This window comes from Bartonella sp. W8151 (genome assembly GCF_016100385.1).
GTDB lineage: Bacteria > Pseudomonadota > Alphaproteobacteria > Rhizobiales > Rhizobiaceae > Bartonella > Bartonella apis.
Map to the genome: position 1 here is coordinate 23,048 of NZ_JACFSO010000001.1, position 21,245 is coordinate 44,292.

Annotated in this window: 19 protein-coding genes and 1 tRNA gene; 9 read left to right on the top strand and 11 right to left on the bottom strand. The window is 46.4% G+C overall.

What is annotated here, in order from left to right; translation table 11 throughout:
• Positions 1 to 25 precede the first annotated feature (25 nt).
• From H3V14_RS00130 to dut, 5 genes are all read left to right on the top strand, one after another.
• Positions 26 to 505 carry a disulfide bond formation protein B gene (locus H3V14_RS00130; protein ID WP_083650178.1) on the top strand — a complete coding sequence of 160 codons (480 nt, stop codon included), beginning with the start codon at positions 26 to 28 and terminating at the stop codon, positions 503 to 505.
• Entirely contained in the window at positions 495 to 1,370 is an 876-nt protein-coding gene (gene gluQRS, locus H3V14_RS00135) for a tRNA glutamyl-Q(34) synthetase GluQRS (protein ID WP_369522664.1), read from the top strand. Before H3V14_RS00130 ends, gluQRS begins: the two co-directional genes overlap by 11 nt.
• Positions 1,371 to 1,451: 81 nt before the next feature.
• Complete coding sequence (locus H3V14_RS00140; protein ID WP_198226010.1) at positions 1,452 to 1,943, top strand: GNAT family N-acetyltransferase; 492 nt, start codon at positions 1,452 to 1,454, stop codon at positions 1,941 to 1,943.
• Between the two features lie 632 nt (positions 1,944 to 2,575).
• Positions 2,576 to 3,562 (top strand): iron exporter MbfA, encoded by a 987-nt coding sequence (gene mbfA, locus H3V14_RS00145; protein ID WP_075869286.1) that lies wholly within the window; start codon positions 2,576 to 2,578, stop codon positions 3,560 to 3,562.
• 86 nt (positions 3,563 to 3,648) lie between these two features.
• Positions 3,649 to 4,119 (top strand): dUTP diphosphatase, encoded by a 471-nt coding sequence (gene dut / locus H3V14_RS00150; protein WP_198226011.1) that lies wholly within the window; start codon positions 3,649 to 3,651, stop codon positions 4,117 to 4,119.
• Between the two features lie 212 nt (positions 4,120 to 4,331).
• On the opposite strand, the gene H3V14_RS00155 is transcribed toward dut, so the two are convergent.
• The 3 genes from H3V14_RS00155 to fdnG are packed head-to-tail and all read right to left on the bottom strand — an operon-like array spanning position 4,332 to position 9,041.
• On the bottom strand, positions 4,332 to 5,012 hold the full coding sequence (locus tag H3V14_RS00155; protein ID WP_075913908.1) for a formate dehydrogenase subunit gamma: 681 nt from the start codon (positions 5,010 to 5,012) through the stop codon (positions 4,332 to 4,334).
• Positions 5,002 to 5,946 (bottom strand): formate dehydrogenase subunit beta, encoded by a 945-nt coding sequence (gene fdxH / locus H3V14_RS00160; protein ID WP_198226012.1) that lies wholly within the window; start codon positions 5,944 to 5,946, stop codon positions 5,002 to 5,004. Before fdxH ends, H3V14_RS00155 begins: the two co-directional genes overlap by 11 nt.
• Positions 5,943 to 9,041: a formate dehydrogenase-N subunit alpha gene (gene fdnG, locus H3V14_RS00165; protein WP_198226013.1), complete on the bottom strand. Its 3,099-nt coding sequence runs from the start codon at positions 9,039 to 9,041 to the stop codon at positions 5,943 to 5,945. Before fdnG ends, fdxH begins: the two co-directional genes overlap by 4 nt.
• A gap of 346 nt (positions 9,042 to 9,387) precedes the next feature.
• Between fdnG and selD the strand changes: the two genes are divergently transcribed.
• Together selD and H3V14_RS00175 are read left to right on the top strand one after the other, a co-directional pair.
• Entirely contained in the window at positions 9,388 to 10,431 is a 1,044-nt protein-coding gene (gene selD, locus H3V14_RS00170) for a selenide, water dikinase SelD (RefSeq protein WP_198226014.1), read from the top strand.
• Positions 10,432 to 10,802: 371 nt separating this feature from the next.
• Positions 10,803 to 11,462 (top strand): DUF4167 domain-containing protein, encoded by a 660-nt coding sequence (locus H3V14_RS00175; RefSeq protein WP_083650177.1) that lies wholly within the window; start codon positions 10,803 to 10,805, stop codon positions 11,460 to 11,462.
• Between the two features lie 381 nt (positions 11,463 to 11,843).
• Here H3V14_RS00175 and H3V14_RS00180 read toward each other — a convergent pair.
• The 7 genes from H3V14_RS00180 to H3V14_RS00210 form a co-directional block, all read right to left on the bottom strand.
• A tRNA-Sec gene (locus H3V14_RS00180) sits at positions 11,844 to 11,939 on the bottom strand.
• Between the two features lie 37 nt (positions 11,940 to 11,976).
• A complete protein-coding gene (selB, locus tag H3V14_RS00185) occupies positions 11,977 to 13,905 on the bottom strand; it encodes a selenocysteine-specific translation elongation factor (RefSeq protein ID WP_198226015.1) in 1,929 nt (642 codons plus the stop codon).
• Complete coding sequence (selA, locus tag H3V14_RS00190; protein WP_198226016.1) at positions 13,902 to 15,284, bottom strand: L-seryl-tRNA(Sec) selenium transferase; 1,383 nt, start codon at positions 15,282 to 15,284, stop codon at positions 13,902 to 13,904. The genes selB and selA overlap by 4 nt, the downstream gene beginning before the upstream one ends.
• A complete protein-coding gene (gene fdhE / locus H3V14_RS00195; RefSeq protein WP_075913902.1) occupies positions 15,284 to 16,198 on the bottom strand; it encodes a formate dehydrogenase accessory protein FdhE in 915 nt (304 codons plus the stop codon). The genes selA and fdhE overlap by 1 nt, the downstream gene beginning before the upstream one ends.
• Positions 16,199 to 16,481: 283 nt before the next feature.
• Positions 16,482 to 16,913 (bottom strand): TonB system transport protein ExbD, encoded by a 432-nt coding sequence (exbD, locus tag H3V14_RS00200; RefSeq protein WP_198226017.1) that lies wholly within the window; start codon positions 16,911 to 16,913, stop codon positions 16,482 to 16,484.
• Between the two features lie 6 nt (positions 16,914 to 16,919).
• Positions 16,920 to 17,942, bottom strand: coding sequence for a tonB-system energizer ExbB (gene exbB, locus H3V14_RS00205; protein WP_198226018.1), 1,023 nt, complete (start codon positions 17,940 to 17,942; stop codon positions 16,920 to 16,922).
• A 142-nt stretch (positions 17,943 to 18,084) separates the two neighbouring features.
• A complete protein-coding gene (locus tag H3V14_RS00210) occupies positions 18,085 to 19,365 on the bottom strand; it encodes a glycerate kinase (RefSeq protein ID WP_198226019.1) in 1,281 nt (426 codons plus the stop codon).
• A gap of 184 nt (positions 19,366 to 19,549) precedes the next feature.
• Between H3V14_RS00210 and H3V14_RS00215 the strand changes: the two genes are divergently transcribed.
• Together H3V14_RS00215 and H3V14_RS00220 are read left to right on the top strand one after the other, a co-directional pair.
• The gene (locus H3V14_RS00215) at positions 19,550 to 19,861 is read left to right on the top strand and encodes a YqjD family protein (protein ID WP_075869297.1); all 312 of its coding nucleotides are present in this window, start codon (positions 19,550 to 19,552) and stop codon (positions 19,859 to 19,861) included.
• Positions 19,862 to 19,864: 3 nt separating this feature from the next.
• Positions 19,865 to 20,302: a phage holin family protein gene (locus H3V14_RS00220; protein ID WP_198226020.1), complete on the top strand. Its 438-nt coding sequence runs from the start codon at positions 19,865 to 19,867 to the stop codon at positions 20,300 to 20,302.
• 73 nt (positions 20,303 to 20,375) lie between these two features.
• Here H3V14_RS00220 and H3V14_RS00225 read toward each other — a convergent pair whose 3' ends face one another.
• The gene (locus H3V14_RS00225) at positions 20,376 to 21,104 is read right to left on the bottom strand and encodes an outer membrane protein (RefSeq protein ID WP_198226021.1); all 729 of its coding nucleotides are present in this window, start codon (positions 21,102 to 21,104) and stop codon (positions 20,376 to 20,378) included.
• Between the last annotated feature and the right edge of the window lie 141 nt (positions 21,105 to 21,245).

The following is a 21,245-nucleotide window of genomic DNA, read 5'->3' on the forward strand; positions in this document are numbered from 1 at the left end:
ACTTCAAACTATCCTGTCGTGTTTGATGCTAATCTTTATGGTGATCGCTATCGGAACCGCACTCGGCTTCGAACATATTGGCGGCTTTATGCCGTGCAAATTATGCCTCGAAGAACGCATCCCCTATTATACCGGCATTCCTTTGATGATTGTAACATTTGCCCTGTCTTTAAAGGGGAAGCCCGGTCTTCTCATCCGTGCGCTGTTTCTAATCACCGCGCTTCTGATGCTTTATAATTTCGGGTTATCTGTCTATCACGCCGGTGCAGAATATAAATTCTGGCCAGGACCGACCGACTGCTCGGCTGCCGCTACTGCAATTACTACTGATGCAAATGATCTGCTTGCCAATTTGAACAGCAAACGCCCTCCTTCATGTGATAAAGCATTAGGATATTTTCTCGGGCTTTCCTTTGCCGGATGGAATGGTGTTGCAAGTCTCTTTCTGACTATTTTGGGATTTGCCGGCGCATTTTGTGCTTTCAGGAAAAGTGGTGAACGTTAAATCGATAAGGTTACGTTTCGCCCCTAGTCCCAATGGATATCTGCATCTGGGGCACGCCTATTCTGGACTTGTCAACCGGCAGATTGCCCGAAGACTGAATGGCGAACTCGTTTTGCGCATGGAAAACATTGATATAACCCGTTGCAAAACAGAATTTGAAGATGCAATTGTTGAAGACCTTTCATGGCTGGGATTTGAATTTCAAACGCCCTTCCGCCGACAATCGGAACATTTTTCAGATTATCAGAAAGCACTGGATAAACTTGAACAACTCGGCCTTGTCTATCCCGCATTTTTAACGCGGGGAGAAGTAAAAGAAAAAATTGTTACGGCCGAACGACAGGGAAAGAATTGGCCGCGTGACCCTGATGGCACTCCACTTTATCCGACTGATGAACGTTCGCTTTCAAAAACAAAAGCACGCGAGATGATTGCCGCTGGTATGCCTTTTTCCTGGCGGCTCAATATGGACCTTGCAATCGATTTTGCAGGCGGTCATCTTTTTTGGTACGAATTTCATGGCAATCAAACAAAGAAGATTATAGCCCGTCCGGAACTTTGGGGCGACGTTATCATCGCGCGCAAAGACATCCCCACAAGTTATCATTTATCGGTGGTTGTTGATGATGCTCTTCAGAAGATCACCCATGTCGTAAGAGGAGCCGATCTTTTTCAAGCAACTTCGGTTCATCGGTTGTTGCAGATGATTCTCGGCTATAAACCGCCGCTTTATTACCATCACCCGCTCGTTCTTGGTGATGACGGGCACAAATTATCAAAATCCAACAAGGATACAAGTTTGCGCTCATTACGCGAACAGGGGTTTACGCCTAAAGATATCATTTCTCTGTTGCCGGAATTTTAGTGGTTGCAATGCCTCCCCCTCTTCCCACGCTTTTAAAAAGCGATTAGGGTTTGAAATCATAATATTCGTTGGATTTTAAAAATGATTACCATAAGACCGGCAGAAGAACGTGATCTTGAAGCCATCAAAGATATTTATAACGATGCGGTAAAGAATACCCTTGCTATCTGGAATGAGAAAACTGTCGATCTTGATAACCGTCGGGAATGGCTGAAAACAAGAAATGCCGCAGGATATCCTGTTCTCGTTGCAGAAGATAATGGCAAAACAGTTGGCTATGCGAGCTATGGCCCGTTCAGACCATTCGAAGGATATCGTTATTCTGCTGAAATATCCATTTATATTGAAAAAACCGAACGTGGCAAAGGTATTGGCAAAAAACTGCTTGGCGCTTTGATTACCCATGCCGAACAAAACCATATCCATGTGCTTGTTGCCGGCATTGAAGCGGGAAACAAGGCATCCGTTGCCATCCATAAAGCCTTCGGTTTTACAATCACTGGACATATGCCCGAGGTCGGCAGAAAAGCCGGACAATGGCTAAATCTCGTGTTGATGCAGAGAATTTTATAAAAACGTTAGTCGGTCAAGTTGTAATTGTTGTAGATATAAAAGTTCGTCGCCGGTTCGAACAGATTTTTTGTTCCGTGTATTCATTCCACCGCTCATGGCCTTGAAAACCACTTTTGTTTTCCACACTCTAGACAGTTACCAGATAATATTCACCTCGTTCCTGCACTTAACAAAAAATGGTTTTGGTACCTATTCTTTCGCATATTCCTGGAATATGGCGGCAACTAGTTGCCTGCATATATGGCTGCATCTGCGTGCCTGACGGGCTTATAAAATAATCCGGAATAGTTTTTTGAAATTTAGAAGGTGACTTTTCCTGTCATTTTTGTAACAACCGGATGCAACGGGAATTCCAGCCAAAAGAGGCTAGAAAAGATAAGGGTAACAAAACTTATCAAAACGAATGATTGGCAGAAAATGAGGAGGCTATCCGGATTAATTATCACAGTACCAAGATAGAAACGCGCAACGTTTTCGCTCCACTCTTTCAAAATCGCCTGTCATCACAAACAATATGGATCGGTGATTTTGAAAATCTAAACCAATTCACGTTCAAGTGCATGATATATTTTTGCAATTGAATTTTCCTACAACTTTATTAATTTAGAATAATTCTAAATTATAGGTCTCCCATGTTTTCAAAACTTTTTGCATCATCCTATCGGAAACCGTTTTCTTCGCTTAGCGAAAAGGAAATTCTTGCCCTTGCCATTTCTTCAGAGGAAGACGACGAGCGCATCTATCTCAACTATGCCGACGGTTTGCGTGACGAGTTTCCAGCAACGGCCAAGATTTTCGAAAAAATGGCCGATGAGGAACATAGCCACCGCGATAGGCTTATAAAGATTTTTGAAAAACGCTTTGGCAAAATGATTCCGCTTATCCGGCGTGAACATGTCAGCGGCTTTTATGATCGCAAACCGGATTGGTTGGTTCGCCCGCTCGGAATCGATAAAGTGCGTGATTCGGTTGCACAAATGGAAGACCAATCGGCGCGCTTTTATGAACAGGCTGCAGACCATGCCAAGGATGCAGAAATCCGCAAACTCTTAGGCGATCTTGCTCTTGAAGAAAAGCACCATGAAGATGTGGCAATCGAGCTTGAAAAAAAATACACGCCGAAATCTGTCGCAGATCAGGAACGGGCGAAAGAACGTAAGCAAACACTTCTCACATGGATCCAGCCTGGTCTTGCCGGCTTGATGGATGGCTCTGTTTCAACTCTTGCACCAATTTTTGCGGCTGCTTTTGCTACCGGTGACACAAGACAGACTTTTCTCGTCGGTTTATCGGCTTCACTCGGCGCCGGTATATCAATGGGCTTTACAGAAGCTGCCCATGATGACGGAAAACTATCCGGCCGCGGCTCGCCCATCAAACGCGGCATTGCCAATGGTGTTATGACGTCTCTGGGTGGCCTCGGCCACGCGCTGCCGTTTCTCATTCCCGATTTTCATATTGCGATTGCCATTGCATTTGCGGTTGTGTTCTTTGAGTTATGGGCGATTGCATGGATCCAGAACAAGTTCATGGAAACGCCGTTCTGGCGTGCGGCATTGCAGGTGGTGGTCGGTGGGGCATTGGTTTTTGCTACCGGTATTCTTATCGGTAGTGCCTGAAAAAGACCGGCTTCAAGGGAACTTGTAACTTTCGGCCATCCTCTTTAAAAAGATTTTAAATAATTATTTCGTTTTGAAGGCTCTTCATGTCGCATAAAGATTGCCCTGTAACACTTGCTATCCATCGGCTCCCTCATTCTGAAGGGCTGAAATTGCCTGCCTATGAAACTGCTGGCTCGACCGGAATGGATTTGAGGGCGGCATTGGAAGAGGGAACAGAAATTGTTCTTTCTCCCGGTGAACGTGCGCTCGTCCCTACCGGTTTGATATTCGAATTACCAGAAGGTTACGAAGCGCAAATTCGCCCTCGCTCCGGTCTTGCTTTCAAAAATGGGATTACCTGTTTGAATACACCCGGCACAATCGACAGCGATTATCGCGGGGAAATAAAAGTTTTACTCATCAATCTCGGGCAAGAACCATTCAAAATTACCCGCGGTATGCGGATCGCGCAAACTGTCATTTCTCCGGCGCCTCAAATTGCCATCGTGGAAACCACAACCCTTTCCGAAACAATTCGTGGCACAAAAGGGTTCGGTTCGACCGGACACAACTAGAGAACCGAAATCCATCAAGATTTTTTAAGATAATAATTGTGAAGAAAAGTGCAACCGACTGATTCGCTTTAGCTCCTGAGCTCCTTTTAATCACACTTTTGCCATTACCGATATTGCGTTTGCATCATCAACGGATAAACAACGCAAAAAAATAAAACCGCAATGTTTTTCCAAACATTGCGGTTAAATTTATTGAAGCTTTAAAATAAAGCTTAGCGGTCTTTAATACGGTTTGCGCGCAAAAGCGCAATATACCATTTGCGATGGTGAGCCCATGCAAAGCCGCCTGAAATTTTGCCCTTAATCATTGCTCCGATCGAACCGGCAACCCAATAGCCTGCATAAACATGGAAAATCCACACAGCGATAATGCATGCGGCAACCAGTGAATGGGTGAGCAGTGCATAACGCTGCCACTCAATAGGAACAAAAGGTGCAAAATAAGCCTGCCAAACCATAAAGCCGCTCACAATCAATATGATGAGTCCTATAGACATCGACCAGAAAATACATTTTTGACCAAAATTATATTTTCCGATCATAGGCAGTCTTTCTTCATCGCCTTCAAGAACATCCTTGATATCGACAATCCATTTCAAATCGGAATTTTCCCAGATATTGAGGCGCCAGAAGCGGAAGAAAAGTCCGGCAAAACTGATAACCATGACAACACCGATATAAGGATGAATGGTACGCACCACCTGCCCGCCTCCAATGAGATTTGCAAGCGGGAAAAGCGGTGGCCAATACATCATCAGACCGGTAAACGCCAAAAGAATCATCGAAATGGCACCAATCCAGTGGTTGATACGTGCGCCTTTTGTATAGCGGTCGACTATAATCGGGTCACCTTTATGGACATAATCGTATTTTTCATAAAGCTTATGCGTCATGGTCGATATCCTTCAAGGTTTTCTCGGCACGTTCTTCATCGTGCTTGGTTACTCTTGTACGTCCGATAAAGATACCATGTGCAGCTGCTCCGAGGATAGCAGCAGCAATAGCACCAAGCCCGAAATATTTGGAAATGCCCTTCCACGTTTTGACAATCGGTGAAATATGCGGGTCTTCCGGCAGGTTTGCATAAATGCTCGGCTGATCGGCATGGTGAAGAACATACATGACGTGTGTTCCACCAACGCCTTGCGGGTCATAGAGACCGGCATTCTTGTAACCACGGGCTTTCAGATCGGCAATGCGTTCCTTGGCGTGCTCTTTAAGCTCGGCCTTTGTTCCGAACATAATCGCTTCGGTCGGGCAGGTTTTCGCACAAGCAGGTTTTTGCCCGACAGCAACACGGTCAGAGCACAAAGTGCATTTATAGGCTCTGTGGGTAACTTGCGAAACCCGAGGAATATTGAACGGACAACCTTTTATGCAATAACCGCAACCGATGCATTTATCATGGATAAAATCCACAATACCATTTGAATATTGCACAATCGCACCGGGTGACGGGCAAGCAGCAAGACATCCCGGCTCCGAACAATGCATGCAGCCATCCTTGCGGATAAGCCATTCAAGTGTATCGGTCTCGGGATTAACCCATTCCGTAAACCGCATGATTGTGAACGCATCTGGAGAAAGATCCCGCGGGTTATCATAAACGCCGACATTGTCGCCAATTTCAGGGCTCAACTCATTCCATTCGGAGCACGCCGACTGGCACGCTTTGCAACCGATGCAGCGTGAAACATCAATCAGCTTGGCGATTTCTTCCAATTTGCGCTTCGGCTTCGGCGCTGGCGAGGCAGAAATCCGGATGTAGTCATCCGGACCAATCTGCGGTTCGATTTTGTCCTGGGTTGGAGGATTGATATTAATCATTGTTCCGCCTTTCCATTCTCATCGACCGGTGCCTTCGATTTTTCCATATTCACCAGAAATGCCTTGAATTCAGGCGTCTGGGAATTGGCATCGCCAACAAATGGTGTGAGCGAGTTAGGCCCAAAACCTTTCTTCGCCTCACCGATAAAGCCCCAATGCAGTGGAATGCCAATGACATGAACAGGCTTTCCATCACAAATGATCGGACGGATACGTTTGGTAACCAGCGCTTTGGCAAAAACCTGCCCGCGTTTGTTCCAGACTCTGACCCAATCACCTTTTACAACGCCTTTTTCAGCAGCCAGTTCTTCCGAAATCTCGACAAAGAATTGCGGCTGCAAAGCAGCGTTGATCCGGTTGTTCTTCGTCCAATAGTGGAAGTGCTCGGTCAAGCGATAAGAGGTTGCAGCATAAGGGAATTCATCACTTGTTCCCAATTGTGCAAGATCTTCATCAAAGATACGAGCAGCCGGATTACCACGGATATTCGGAGCAATCGGGTTGACGATCGGCGATTCGAACGGTTCGTAGTGAACCGGGAACGGACCGTCACGAAGTCCGGCAAGCGTGAAGAGCCGGCCAGTGCCTTCCGCATTCATGATAAACGGACCGACAGCGTGCGGATCGGATGCCGGCGGAATATCCGGAACATCAAATCCCGTCCATTTCTCGCCATTCCATTCGATAACCTTACGCTCCGGATCCCAAGCCTTACCGTCAAAATCGGCTGATGCGCGATTATAGAGAATACGACGGTTTGCAGGCCATGCGAATGTCCACTTCGGATAAAGTCCGGCACCATCATAGTCGGTGTTATCACGCCGTGCCATCATGTTTCCGTCTTCGGTAAAGCTGCCTGAATAAATCCAGCAGCCCGAAGCAGTGCTTCCGTCGGCTTTCAACGAAGCAAAGCCTGGAACCTGTTTGCCCTTTTCAAGGATTTTCTTGGTCGGGTCTTTCGGATCATAAAGATCTTCAACAGCATAACCGTTCATTTCCTTGGCGAGTTCTGCCGGCTGAGGTTCGCTTGCATCCTTATATGGCCAATGAAGATTGACGATAGGATCAGGGAACACACCACCTTCTTTTTCATAAAGCTTCTTCAGCCTTAACCAAAGTTGCGCCATGATCCATGTGTCGTGCTTTGCGTCACCCGGCGGATTTTGCCCTGCCCAGTGCCACTGCAACCAGCGACCCGAATTGACAACAGCTCCTTCATCTTCTGCAAAGCAGCTTGTCGGCAATTGGAAAACTTCCGTTTTGATTTCGGATGTATTGACATCATTGAAATCACCGTGGTTTTCCCAGAACCGTGCAGTCTCTGTTTCCAACGGATCCATCACGACAAGGAATTTCAACTTGCTCAAGCCACGCTCGACCTTTTTACGGTTCGGGAAAGCAAGAACAGGATTGAACCCTTGGCAGAAATAGCCGTTCATCTGGTTATGATCCATCATGTCGACAGCTTTAAGAATATCGTAATTGGCGATATCAAGCTTCGGCAGATAATCATAGGCGAAGTCGTTTTCTTTTGTTGCGGCTTTGCCCCACATTGCCTTCATAAACGAGATGAAGAACTTATCATAATTCTGCCAGTAGCTGACCTGATTCGGTCGCGTTGGCGTGAACTTGCGTTTCGAGAGATAAGTCTTGAGATTTGTCTCGTTTTCCATCGGAATATTCATGTAGCCCGGAATGAGGTTGGACATCAGTCCGACATCTGTAAGGCCTTGAATGTTGGAGTGGCCACGCAGTGCATTCACACCGCCACCACGTACACCGATATCACCGAGAATAAGCTGCAACATGCACATTGTGCGAATGTTCTGCGCACCCTTGGAGTGTTGTGTCCAACCGAGAGCATACATGGATGTCATCGCCTTTGTCGGGCTCGAACATTCTGCAATCATCTCGCAGATTTTGAGGAACTTATCCTTTGGAGTGCCGCAAATTCTTTCAACCATTTCAGGCGTGTAAACCGAAACATGTTTTTTAAGAAGCTGCCAGACACAACGCGGATGCGTCAAAGTCTCGTCAATCTTGGCATAACCGTTCTCGTCCATTTCATAGGACCAGGTCGAGCGGTCATAATCACGTTTGGCTTCATCATATCCGGTAAACAGACCATCCTTGAAACCGAAACCTTCATTGACGATCAAACCGGCATTGGTGAAATGTTTGACATATTCATACTGAACTTTGTCATGCGTTATGCAGTAGTTAATGACACCGGACAAAAAGGCAATATCGGTTCCCTGACGGATCGGTGCATAAAAATCGGCAACCGAAGCCGAACGGGTAAAGCGCGGATCAACAACGATCAGCTTTGCACCGCGATGCTCTTTTGCATAAGTAACCCATTTGAAGCCACAAGGATGTGCTTCGGCAGCATTACCACCCATGATAATGACGAGATCCGTTGACCGAATATCCGTCCATGGATTTGTCATCGCGCCACGACCAAATGTTGGGCCCAGACTGGACACCGTGGGGCCGTGTCAAACGCGTGCTTGGTTATCGAATGCCAACATACCGCATGAACGTACGACCTTGTAAGTCGCAAAGGCGGTTTCGTTTGTTGCTGCAGAGGCTGCAAGAAATCCTGTTGTCAACCAGCGATTGACTGTCTGGCCTTTTTCGTTTTTCTGGACGAAATTGGCGTCGCGGTCATCTTTCATGTAGCGGGCAATTTTATCAAGTGCCTCGTCCCATGTGATTTCTTCAAAGTGATCGGAACCGGGGCGACGAACCTTCGGTTTCGTCAAACGGTTTTTTGAATGGATTGTATCAAGAAGGGCTGCACCTTTCGGGCACAGAGTACCATGATTGGTCGGGTGATCAACATCCCCTTCAACGTGGATAACTTTCGCAGTGCCGTCTTTCATTGATCCTTTCGAATAAAGGATAATGCCACAAGCAACCGAACAATAAGTACAGGTCTGTCGGGTCTGGGTTGTTGAAGCTAACCTGAAAGGTTTTATAGCCGAAACAACTGTTGCTTCGGCCTCACTAAAACCGAGCGCACCCAATGCTGTTGCGCCGACACCCGCACCAGCACCCTTTAAAAAGGCGCGACGCGATATCTCTATATTCATACGGGCATTCCTCTTGTATTTTTGATCGTCCCACACGCTGTTTATTTTAGATCAACAATCGTTCCATAGCAACCAATCAAGCTTCAAACAAGTCTGCTTGATGCCCTGTTGTTACAAAAGCGGATTCTATTGATCGGGGAAGATCATTCGCAGCTTTTTCATATGGATCCTGAAAGACAATAATGCAATCGCTTTCCCGATGGCGTTGACGTTTTTGTGAACACAGGCGAATGATCGTGATAAAAATGAGCTACATTGCACGTATGTTTGACAAATGCTAATATTGTCAAATTGTTGGATATCTTTGATACCCACACAAAATTGAATATTTAAAAAGGAAACTTCGATGACACCCTTCCGTTTGACAAGTCTTGCTCACGGTGGGGGTTGCGGTTGTAAACTGGCACCCTCCGTTTTGCAGAAAATGCTGAAAAACCAGCCGGAGTATGGACCATTTGAACATCTATTGGTAGGAACCGAAACAAGTGACGACGCTGCTATTTATGAGCTTGACGACGGTACTTGTGTTATTGCTACCACAGACTTTTTCATGCCGATGGTGGATGATCCCGTCACATTTGGCCAAATTGCTGCGACCAATGCTATTTCCGACGTTTATGCTATGGGCGGAAAGCCTATCATGTCGCTCGCAATCCTTGGCATGCCGGTTGATAAAATCGATCCGGCAATTGTCGGTGAGATTTTAAAAGGCGGGCGACAAAAAGCGGCCGAAGCCGGAATTGCTGTAGCCGGTGGCCATTCGATCGACAATCCCGAACCGGTCTATGGTTTGGCGGTTATCGGCATTTGCAAAAAAGACGAGATCAAATTGAATGCCCGCGCCCATGCGGGCGACAAACTGGTACTTATGAAAGGTATCGGTGTCGGCGTTTATTCGCATGCATTCAAAACCGGAAAACTTTCTGACAAAGCCTATCAGGAAATGATTGCGTCAATGACGCTTCTTAATAAAATCGGCACAGAACTCGGAAAGAATCCGGATGTTCACGCGTTAACCGATGTAACCGGCTTCGGGATTTTGGGGCATAGCCTTGAAATGGCACAAGGCTCCAATGTCGAGATTGCCATAAATTATTCGAAAATTCCCTTTCTCACCGAGGCCGAAGCCCTTGCCAAAGACGGTTGCTTTACCGGTGCTTCACGTCGCAATTGGGATAGCTATGGCCAACACATTGTATTGCCGGAAAATTATCCTGATTATAAACGCTTTTTGTTGACCGATCCGCAAACGTCCGGTGGCCTTCTTGTGTCAATCTCGCCTGAGAAAGCACAGTCGATCGTTGCCTATGCCAAAAGCCAGGGCTATCCGCTTTCCACCATTATCGGCGAAGTGCGCAGTGGCACTCCAAAGGTTGTGATCGAAGAGTGATTCGAGTGGTTTTTCACAAACGGGCGGGTTGGCAATTGTCAATTCCCGCCCGAATGATCGTTAATTCGATGATGTGAACAAATTTCACAAACGAATTTCCCTTTTCATTTGAATAAGATGATGATTTTTTAAAAAAATACTTGGCAATTCGGTTGAAGAACGCTAATTTGCCGGATATCAAATAAATCGTCGTGGAACATAGCTGTTGGAGTCGTTTCCATAGGCTTTTTGAGATTTTCAAAAAATTGATTTGAGCTTGATGGCTTGTCAACAAGCATAATCAAAACGGATATTGGCGCGAACGCCATAATATTCTTGTCTGAAAATCAACTGAATAAAATTAGATAAAACATATTCTTAAAGAGATCATTATGAGGCCACAACAAAATAGGCGCATCCGTGGACGCAACAATAATAATAATCGTCGCGGTCCAAATCCTCTTTCACGCAATTATGAAAGCAACGGACCGGATGTAAAAATTCGTGGTAATGCACAACATATAGCAGATAAATATACCGCTCTGGCACGGGATGCTCAGGCTGCCGGTGACAGAGTTATGGCAGAAAATTACCTTCAACATGCCGAACACTATGTTCGCATTATTCTGGCGGCCCAAGCACAAATGCCTCAGCCGATCCAGCGTGAAGAACTGATTGATGACGATGAAGAGGATGAGAACTCCCCGGTTGTGTCTTTGGAATTGAATGAGGAACATGAAGCTGCGGGAAGTGGCCCGCAACCGGAAATTCAGGGGGTCCCTGCCGAAGTCGCTCTTTCGGAAGATACCGGGGAAGTCGGGAAAGTCGTTGAACTCAAGAAAACCCGTCGTGCACCGCGTCGTCGCAGTGCTCCAGTAAATCGTTCTGATGATGCTGGCGAAAACGAAGCCGCAGAGGAAGCAAAAGAAAAAGCGAAGGCTCCTGAAGCATCGGTTGAAAAGACGGTTGAAGCCGAAGAGGTTGTTGAAAAGAAGCCGCGTCGTAGACGCACTACAAAGCCTAAAGTGGAAAAGGCTGAAGAGGAAGCCTGAGCCACTCTATGATGTTCATTAAAAAGACGGGTCATTGCCCGTCTTTTTTGTTTTCTCGTGCTCTTTGCTTATTGCCTGCTTTTTGGTTGTGGCTTAACCTTCTCTACTTTCCTGTTGCTGGCAAACCGGTTTTCCTGTTTTAGTTTCGAGAATTTTGCAGACGCACACTCCGCCGATTTCAAATACTCTAATGATGGATACTGCTTTGCAGATGACGAACTTGGCCGAACACGTTTCTAACGTTCGTTGTTTTTCTTTTTTTCCGAAGCTCAATAGCTTATGCCTTTCCTGACGCTTGATGTGTCACGGCAATAAAAACAATCCGGAAACAGTAATGACAAGCAATGTGCGTCAACTGAACGTCATTCAATTGAAAATAATTGGCGGAAGAGCATGGGAGTCGAACCCATAAAAGACCGTCTCACGGCCCCTTACGGCTTTGAAGGCCGCATCCATCACCGGATGAAAAGCCCTTCCGATTGTCTTATGCTGCTTTTAGGCAAAAACTGCAAGTCTAACTATCGGCAAACAGGTCAAGCCGATGCGGATTTAACCGCCTGATATCGCCTTTTCTGATTGTCACGCCATGGCGGTCAAAAAATTCCAGCAGAAAAATGGAAACCTTGCGGCCATTATTCAGCCGGTCACGCAAATCGGCCGCGACGAATTCGTGCTTTTCCTTTTTTTCGGCAATATCCCGCATAATCATAATAATTTCAGCCAGCACTTCGCGCGGGAAGAAATAATCTTGCGCCACTTCATAGACACGTCCCATCCGTGCGCACGACTTCAGGATTTGTCGCATATGATTTTCGTCAATTCCAAGTTCTTGCGCAAAATCGCGCGTGCGCGGCGGGCGGAAACGTTCCTCACCCTTTAAAACTTTATAGACACGTTGCCAGATTGCTTCATCTTCAGGCGATAATTTGGCTTCATGACCGGCAAGACCAACCCAGGCGCCGCGAATTTTCAGCCGACCTTTATCAATTTCGTTCTGTAACAGATCACGAAAATAAGGGGCACGGATTTCGCGAGCAACGTCACGACGCAATTTTTCAAGACCAACGCCGAAGAGATCAGGCTCGTTTTTATGAAATTCGACAAGATAATCGACAATTGCTTTTTGCAGGCGCTGTTCCTGCTGTTGTTCCATAACAAACCGTTCTTGACCATGTTCAAGAACGACAAAATGACCGCTCGAAAGAAGTTTGCCCGCCTCGACTTCAGACAGGTTACGCGCGCGGCAAAAATAAAGCCAGTCAATGCCATAGGGCGGCAATGCCAGAATTGCCGATAATGCCTGAAGGTTATCTTCCTTTTCCATAGCGGCAAGAAATTTGAACCGCTCCGGCGCGCGGCGGTGCCGTTCGGGTGCTAGTGGATCAAGAATAATACCACCACCAATTGTGCGGCTTGCCGATGTATCACGAATAACGAAGCGGTCGCCAGTTGCCGCAATCACAGCTTTATCGGAAATAATCTGCACGTAAGCGGTTTCACCGGCCTTCATTGTGTCTTGCGACAAAAATACAAGGCGGGCATTGGTTTCTAAAGAACCATGGTGCAAGTGAACAGGAAACCATTGTTTCAAAGGCTTTGGTTCAGATGGAAGAATCGTTAGACGAACATCGAACCTTTGACTCGGCTTATCAAGAAACGGGTCAATGACCATCATTCCCCGTTTGACTGTATCCTTGTTGATAGCGTCGCCCACAATATTGAGTGCTGCCCTGTCGCCCGTTCTTGCTTTATTAGAAGCCTCATCCTGTACATGGATCGAACGTAACCGTGCTGTCAGATGATCGGGTGCAATGACCATAAGATCATTGGTGGATGCTTCGCCAGAAAGCACAGTTCCCGTCACCACGGTGCCGGCACCGGAAAGCACAAAACACCGGTCAATCGCATGGCGAAACCGCCCATAGGAAACACGTTTTTTCAAATGCAAAGCGGCGTTTTCTATCTCTTCCCGAAGGGCCGGTATGCCCTCGCCGGTCAATGACGACACAGGAAATATAGGTGCATTTTCCAGAAATGAACCTTTAAGAAATTCGTGTAATTCCGCTTTCAATGCTTCAACACGCTCTTTATCAACAAGGTCGATGCGGGTAATGACAACAACCCCGTGTTTTAACCCCATAAGCTTCAATATTTCGAAATGTTCACGCGTTTGGGGCATAATGCCGTCATCGGCCGCGACGACCAGCATGATATAATCAATGCTACCGGCACCTGTCAGCATAGTATGAATGAGTTTTTCGTGCCCCGGAACATCAACAAAACCGATCCGTTCGCCGTTTTTCAATGTCTGATAGGCAAAACCCAATTCAATAGTGATACCACGTTGTTTTTCCTGTGGCAGACGATCTGTATCAATGCCCGTCAGTGCTCTGACGAGAGCTGTTTTTCCATGGTCAATATGACCGGATGTACCAATAATCATGATAGTTTTTCGAGATTGTTAACAAAACCGTTTGTATCATCAAGACAACGCAAATCAAAAACCAGCCGGTTGGCATGCATGCGTCCGATAACGGGCTTTGGCAATTGGCGCAAACGATAAGCCAATTCTGTCAACGAAACTGCCGGATCAACCGGGCTTATTGATATGCCATAGCTTGGCAAAGTTTCCATTGGCATAGCGCCCGAGCCAACCTGACTGTTACAGGAACAAATTTCCACGCGATAAGCAGGTTGAAAAAAATCGCTAATTTTGGCGCATAAATCGGCTGCCTGATGGGCAATATCACTTTGGCTTCGCGAAAGATAACGCAAGGTCGGAATAGTTGCATTCCGTTTTTCTTCGTTCCGATAGGCGCGCAAAACCGCTTCCAGAGCGGCAAGGCGTACCTTGTCGACACGCAACGAACGTTTCATGGGGTTTTTATTGACCCGTGCAACAAATTCCTGCTTGCCGATAATAAAACCGGCCTGAACACCGCCCAATAATTTGTCGCCGGAAAAAGTGACAATATCCGCACCGGCTTTAATAACGTCCTGAACGGTCGGCTCATAGGGAAGACCGAAAGCAACGAGATTGACGAGCGTTCCCGAACCAAGATCCTCCATGAAAGGTACATGTTTCGTTGCAGCCAATGCCGCAAGCTCTTTTGTGGTAACTGACGAAGAAAATCCTTCGATACGATAGTTCGATGTGTGCACTTTCAATAAAAGCGCGGTTTCCTCATTGATTGCTTTTTCATAATCGGCAAGGTGTGTGCGATTGGTTGTTCCCACTTCTATCAACTTGCAACCGGCACTTTCCATAATGTCCGGCATACGGAAAGCACCGCCAATTTCGATGAGTTCGCCACGCGAAATAATGCTTTCACCCTGTTTACCAGCAAGCGTATTCAACACCAGAAGAACAGCGGCCGCATTATTGTTGACGAGGGTTGCATCTTCCGCACCGGTAAGCTCGCAAATCAATTCGCGCAAATGGTCGTCACGTTCTCCCCTCTCGCCACTTTCCAGATCATATTCCAGCGAAACGGCGTTGCGCATAGCATTAACAGCATTCTGGATTGCAACTTCCGGCAGTTGCGCACGTCCGAAATTGGTATGCAATATCGTGCCGGTGAGGTTGAACACGGCACGCATGGTCGACTGGGCATCCACCTCCAGCCGTTCAAGCGCCATCATTGCAAGCACAGCACTCGTTCGCGGCGTGCGTCCTGCTTTAATGAGAATGCGCTCGTCGGCAAGGGTTGCCCTGATGGCATCAACCGTTGCACTATGACCGAATTTGGCTTCCGCTTCTCTTGCCGCTTGTTCGGCAAGAATTGCGTTGACCGGAGGTAGAAGGGAAAAATCCGCGACCATCAATAACCCGCCAGAAATGGATTGAATGCACCCCTTTTAAACGTTCCGTCCTCTTTCATCAAAAGATCAAGTGCCAGTGAGCCTATATCATCGGCAAATACATCGAAATGGCTGTCTTTTTGATGATTCATCTGTTTGCAATAGCGTTTGCAGGTATCACATGTCTCGGCAAGAATCGTTCCCGGCCCCTCATCAATCTCGCGGAAACTGATTCCCTTGGTTTCTTCACAAAACGTGCATTTGATGCGTACATAGCGCCACATGGATCCGCAATAAAGGCATGAACAGAACCTGATGCCTTCCGATGATGGCCAACCGACAATCATTGAAGCCGAATGGGTACCACCGCAACAGGGGCAAAGATTGCCTTCTATAGGCTGTAATTTTTTAGGATCGAGTTTTGCAGCAGCCAGTGTCAATGCAATCTGCAAAGCACCGGTCACATAGATATGCTGGGCGAGGTTTTCCTGCGGCAATTTATGCGCAATAATGTCGGACGCCCAGTTTTCCCATTTTGTCTCGTTGGCTCGTGTATCCTCAAGGGCAACGAGACTTGAACCTTTCAGCTTTCTTTTGCCAAGAACCTTGAAAAAACTATTGGCAATCTCTCCAAAGACAGGGGCCGATATAATTGCCTGCCGGTCGATCGGCGGCATTGTGAATTTTTGCGCCTGATCCTGATCGGCTGTCGGAATATCACTTGCAGCAAATTCGTTACAGACAAATTGCTGCGCTCCGGTAAATTCTGTCATGAAATCGATATAATCTTTAACCGGACTTGTAGGAGCAAGCTCTTCAAAACGTTTGCTCCGTTCCTCGAATAACGTATTGATATCGGGAAGCCGGACGAAAGGAGGTGTGCGCATATGGCCAACTTCGGTCATATCTCCTTCGAATTTTTTATTGCGCGGCATATTTGATTGAACTCCATTTTCTAATCTAGCCAATTCTATAACCGGAAAATGGGTCTTGTCCAACGGGCTCGCTATAAAAGTCGCGATCAACTCTTTATAAAATTATAAAAGTCGCAATACACGGCCTTAAAAATAGGTCAGGAATTAAATTCAGCCGCCTTTCACCAAAAAGCTTCTGCTGTAAAGCTGGTATATAACTTCGATAACTCGAAAATAAAACGCACTTGAAGCCAATCCAAGCTTCAAGTGCGAGCGTTCAATGCGATGTTTCTTGATAGCGTCGTTACTGTGCTGCCGGCGCTTTTTCCAAACCGACAAGACCTATTTTTGTATAGCCGGCCGCGCGCAATTCGTTAAGAAGGGCCACAATGCCGCTATATTCCACACCTGCGTCACCCCGAATGAAGATTTTTTCTTCATGATTGTTTGAAGTGAGCCGATCAAGCGTTTCTTTAAGATTTTCCAGTGACGCTTTTTCTTCACCGACATAAAGTGATTTATCCTGCTGCAATGTTATATAGACCGGTTTATCCGGCTTTGGTTGCGCAGGTGTCGAGGATGTCGGCAGTTGCACCGGAATATCGCTTGTTGCCAGAGGTGCAGCAACCATGAAAATGATGAGCAAAACCAGAATAACATCAATAAACGGTGTCACATTGATTTCATGGCTGACATCAAGTTCATCATTGTCAAGATCTGAAAGCTTTGTCGCCATCTCGTCCTACTCCGCGGCAATCGACAGATTCGGTCTTGTTGCTGTTTCACGCTTGACCTTACGGAAGTCGAGATCACGGCTTACCAGACGTTCAATCCCTGCAGAAACATCGATGAGTTGTTGACGATAGCCGGTGATCAAACGGGCAAAGACATTATAGATGATGACGGCAGGTACGGCTGCGACAAGTCCGATAGCCGTTGCAAGAAGTGCTTCGGCAATACCCGGAGCCACAACAGCAAGATTGGTTGTTTGCGCTTGGGAAATACCGATAAAAGAATTCATGATGCCCCATACAGTTCCGAAAAGTCCGACAAACGGGCCGATGGCGCCGATTGTTGCCAAAACACCGGTTCCGAATGCAACATGACGACCGGAAGCAGAAATAATGCGCGAGAGAACCGAACCCAGTCTTTCTTTCAAGCCATCGGTTCCTGCCGAATCCACAGCTGCCAGCGACGCTTCCACTTCATTTTGTGCAGCCTGTACCAAGCGTGAGCCGACGCCTTTGTCATTTTTGACTGCCAAGGCAAGTTCGGAAAGACTTCCCGCACGATTAACCTGCTGCATAGCTGCTCTTGCACGTCTTTTAACAGCCGATACTTCAATGAGTTTGACAATAAAAATAACCCACGTTGCAACCGAGGCGAGTGCCAGACCGACCATGACCACTTTAACGACCCAGTCTGCGTTCAGGAACATACCGATGGGCGAGAGGTCGTGGGGAATGGAGGCTGCAAAGTGGTCAGCTGCCTGCTTGGCTGTATCGATCGTTGCTTGAGCCGCATTCGAACTCTGCGAAGCTGCCGAATGCAATGCTTGTTCGCCTGCTTTCAAAGCATTTTCACTAGTTTGAGCGGCACTTGCGGCAGGTTGCGACACATTTCCGCCGGTTTGCAAGGCCTGGTCACCAGCTTGCAATAGCTGCCCATTATTCGTCCCGGTCACTTCAGTTTGTGCTGATGCGTAGCCGCCGACCAAACATAGAAATGTTACAGTCATTGCGAGGCTTCTAAAAAATCTCGTCATCGCTCTCGTTCCTGAACTTCAATTCGATGGCGATTAATTAACAAAATTTAATATGATAAATCAAGTCATGTTTAAACAAATATCAAACATATTTTCTCGCGGAACAAAATTTTCATGTAACGCTCGAACCGTTTTGTCAAAACTACCGGACAAGAATTGCGCGAAAGTCATTAACATTGGTTCCTGTCGGGCCTGTCTCAAGAAGATCGCCAAGAATATTGAATGCGGTCCATGCATCGTGTTTTGAAAGAAAAATCGCAGGGTCAACGCTTTTCTGTTTGAGACGCACAACTGTGTTAGCATCACAAAAAGCTCCGGCATTGAATTCGCTCCCGTCACGACCATCCGTATCGGCAGCAAGTGCTGTAATTTCGTGTCTACCTTCTATTGCCATAGCAAATGACAGCAGAAATTCACTGTTTCTTCCGCCCTTGCCGTGGTCATCTTTAATTGTAACAGACGTTTCACCGCCCGAAAGCAGGACAACTGGTTTTTCGAAAGGCCGGTTTTTCAAAGCAACCTCACGGGCAATTGCAGCATGCATCAGGGCGATATCTTTTGCTTCACCTTCTATCGAATCGGAGAGAATAGCGGCATTCAATCCTGCTTTGCGCGCGTAATTTGCGGCAGCTTCGAGCGATGTCGCAGCCGATGCAACAATATAGGCTGCATTTCTTTCAAAAGCCGGATTATCAGGTGTCGGGGCATCAGAAAACTTGCTATTCAAAACTTCAATAGCTTTTTGCGGCAACACAATATGGTACTGGTTTATAAATTTGAGTGCGTCCTCTCGTGTTGACCAATCGGCAACTGTCGGTCCTGAAGCAACTTGCGAGGCAATGTCACCGGGAATATCCGACACAATAAAACTTATGACACCGGCGGGGGCTGCATAAAGTGCAAGCCGCCCCCCCTTGATTTGTGACAAATGCTTCCTGATGGTATTCATTGCACCGATAGGAGCACCACTTTTCAACAATGCCTCATTGATCCCGATTTCGTCGGCAAGCGTCAAAGGTTCAAGCGGCAGCGGCAGCAGGGCCGAGCCACCACCACAAATAAGAGCAATCACAAGGTCGTCGGATGATAATCCTTGAACAAGTTTGACCAGCTTTTTTGCAGCCCTTAGCCCGTTTTCATCCGGCAGGGGATGAGAGGCCTCCATAACTTCTATTGAACGAAGCTCCACACCACAACCGTAGCAGGTAACAACTGCACCTTCGAGCTTGCCATAACCGGCCTTGGCCCATAGTTTTTCAAGTGCCAAAGCCATTTGGGCCGCGCCTTTTCCAGCTCCGACAACAATTGTCCTGCCCTTCGGCTTTTTCGGCAAAAATTTTTCCATCAAATATTCGGGATTGGCGGCAGCGACTGCACAATCAAAAAGTTCGCGCAATAATTTGCGATCGTCGGTATTTGTCAATTATTGCCTCCCGAAAAATAGTTCTCCGCCTCTTTTTTCTCAGATTTTTATTTTCGTTTACAGTTTATTCTTGCCCGAATTTGCAAAAAAAGTGGAAAAAACCAACGCAATAACTATGTAATTAAAGTACATCGTCCGAAAAATCTCGCACGATCATCCATTCTTAAAAGCAGGAGAAAACAATATGCCTAAAGAAAATGCGACACCAGCCGAAAAAAGTCTTCAAGAACAATTCGAGCAATTGAAGAAAGAGGTTTCCAATATCCATTCCTCATTGAATGACTTGGGTTCCGAAAAAATGACCGCGGCCAAAGGAAAGGCCGAAAAACTTTACGCATCGGCCAAAGAAAATGGTGAAGAAGCTATCTCGCAGGCGAAAGAAAAGATTGGCGACGTGCAAGGACAATTGTGCAATTGTATACGTGAAAAACCGATTGCAAGCCTCGCTGCAGCAGCCGGTGTCGGCTTTATTCTTGCTCTCTTGATGCGGCGTTAAAATATGTTGCGGCTTATCGCGCCGCTTATTGGCGGTTTGGCAAATGGCAGCGTGAAAACAGCAGTCAAATCGACGCGTAATCAGGCAATTTGCTATTTTCTGATCGGATTGTCGCTGTTTTTTGCAGTGACATTCCTTTGCGTTATAGCATTTATTGCACTGAGTTGGGTTGTCTCGCCTATCTTATCGGCTACTATTATTTTTGCCTTCTGGCTCATCGTTGCGCTCGTTGTATTTTTAGTCGGGCGTTCCATCGCTGCCAAAAGACGCAAAGTCTATGACGAGCAGATGAATGACGAGCGTTTCAACCTTGTGGCTGCATCTCTTGTCGCTGCCGTTCCTGCCATATTGAAAAACAAAAAAACGCTTGCGCTTGCAGTTCCAATTATCGGATTGGCAGCATTGATGTTCCGGAATAAAGATAAAGACCGGAAATCATAAAATTATAATAGAAAATGATTTTTAAAAAACCGGTTGTACAACAGCCGGTTTTTTTGACCAATTCTCCGGTCACCTAATTGAAAGCATATCTTATACCCACTTTTACATCGTGGGATGTCAGATGATCAAGCTTGAGAGAACCGCTTCCGGAAATATCTTGAGTTTTTGCGTCGCCCAAATCGCTATAGCTATATCCGATATCGAAAATAACACGACGGGAAAGTTTGATACCGACGCCGGCATGAACTGCAAAAGCAAGATCCCATTCGGTATTTGATGCTGCTTGATAGTTTTGCCTAGAAGTATCCACTTCGAAGTTGCTCACCCGATTGGCACTTGCCCCAAGGCCTGCCCCGATATAAGGCGTAACATTATGATAAGTTACAAGGTCGACATAAGCATTTGCCATCAACACGGTTGAGGCCACATCACCTTCATATTTTCTTGTCGTATCAAAATCGCGGTCACGTGCTGTCGTTGTATTTTTGGCGCGATATTCGACTGTGCCGTCAACGCGAACAATATCATTAAGACGATAACCCAAACCGACCCCGCCAAGAAAAGCGTTATCCATATCACCTTTATTTTTCCAGTGATAATTGCTGCTTGCTTCGCCCGAATCGAATTTATCGACTTTATTGATATCGGCCATACTTACGCCGGCATATGCTTTCACATAGAAGGGAATGGTTTCAGCTGTAATGGCAACTTCGGGAACCTTGTCAAGGTCGATATCCGCAGCCTGCACCTGAGTTGAACCAAGTACCGACAATGCTCCAATAAGCGCAAAGCAAAATTTCATTTTCAAGCCTCAAAACAAGACGCAAGTGCCTTTATCTTCTCATGAGGCTTTTTAAACATGATTGGTTAAGACGTTCTTAACCATAATTTTTAACCATCTATTTTCCATAAATAAGATGCATATGAAGGCTCAAAAAAGCAT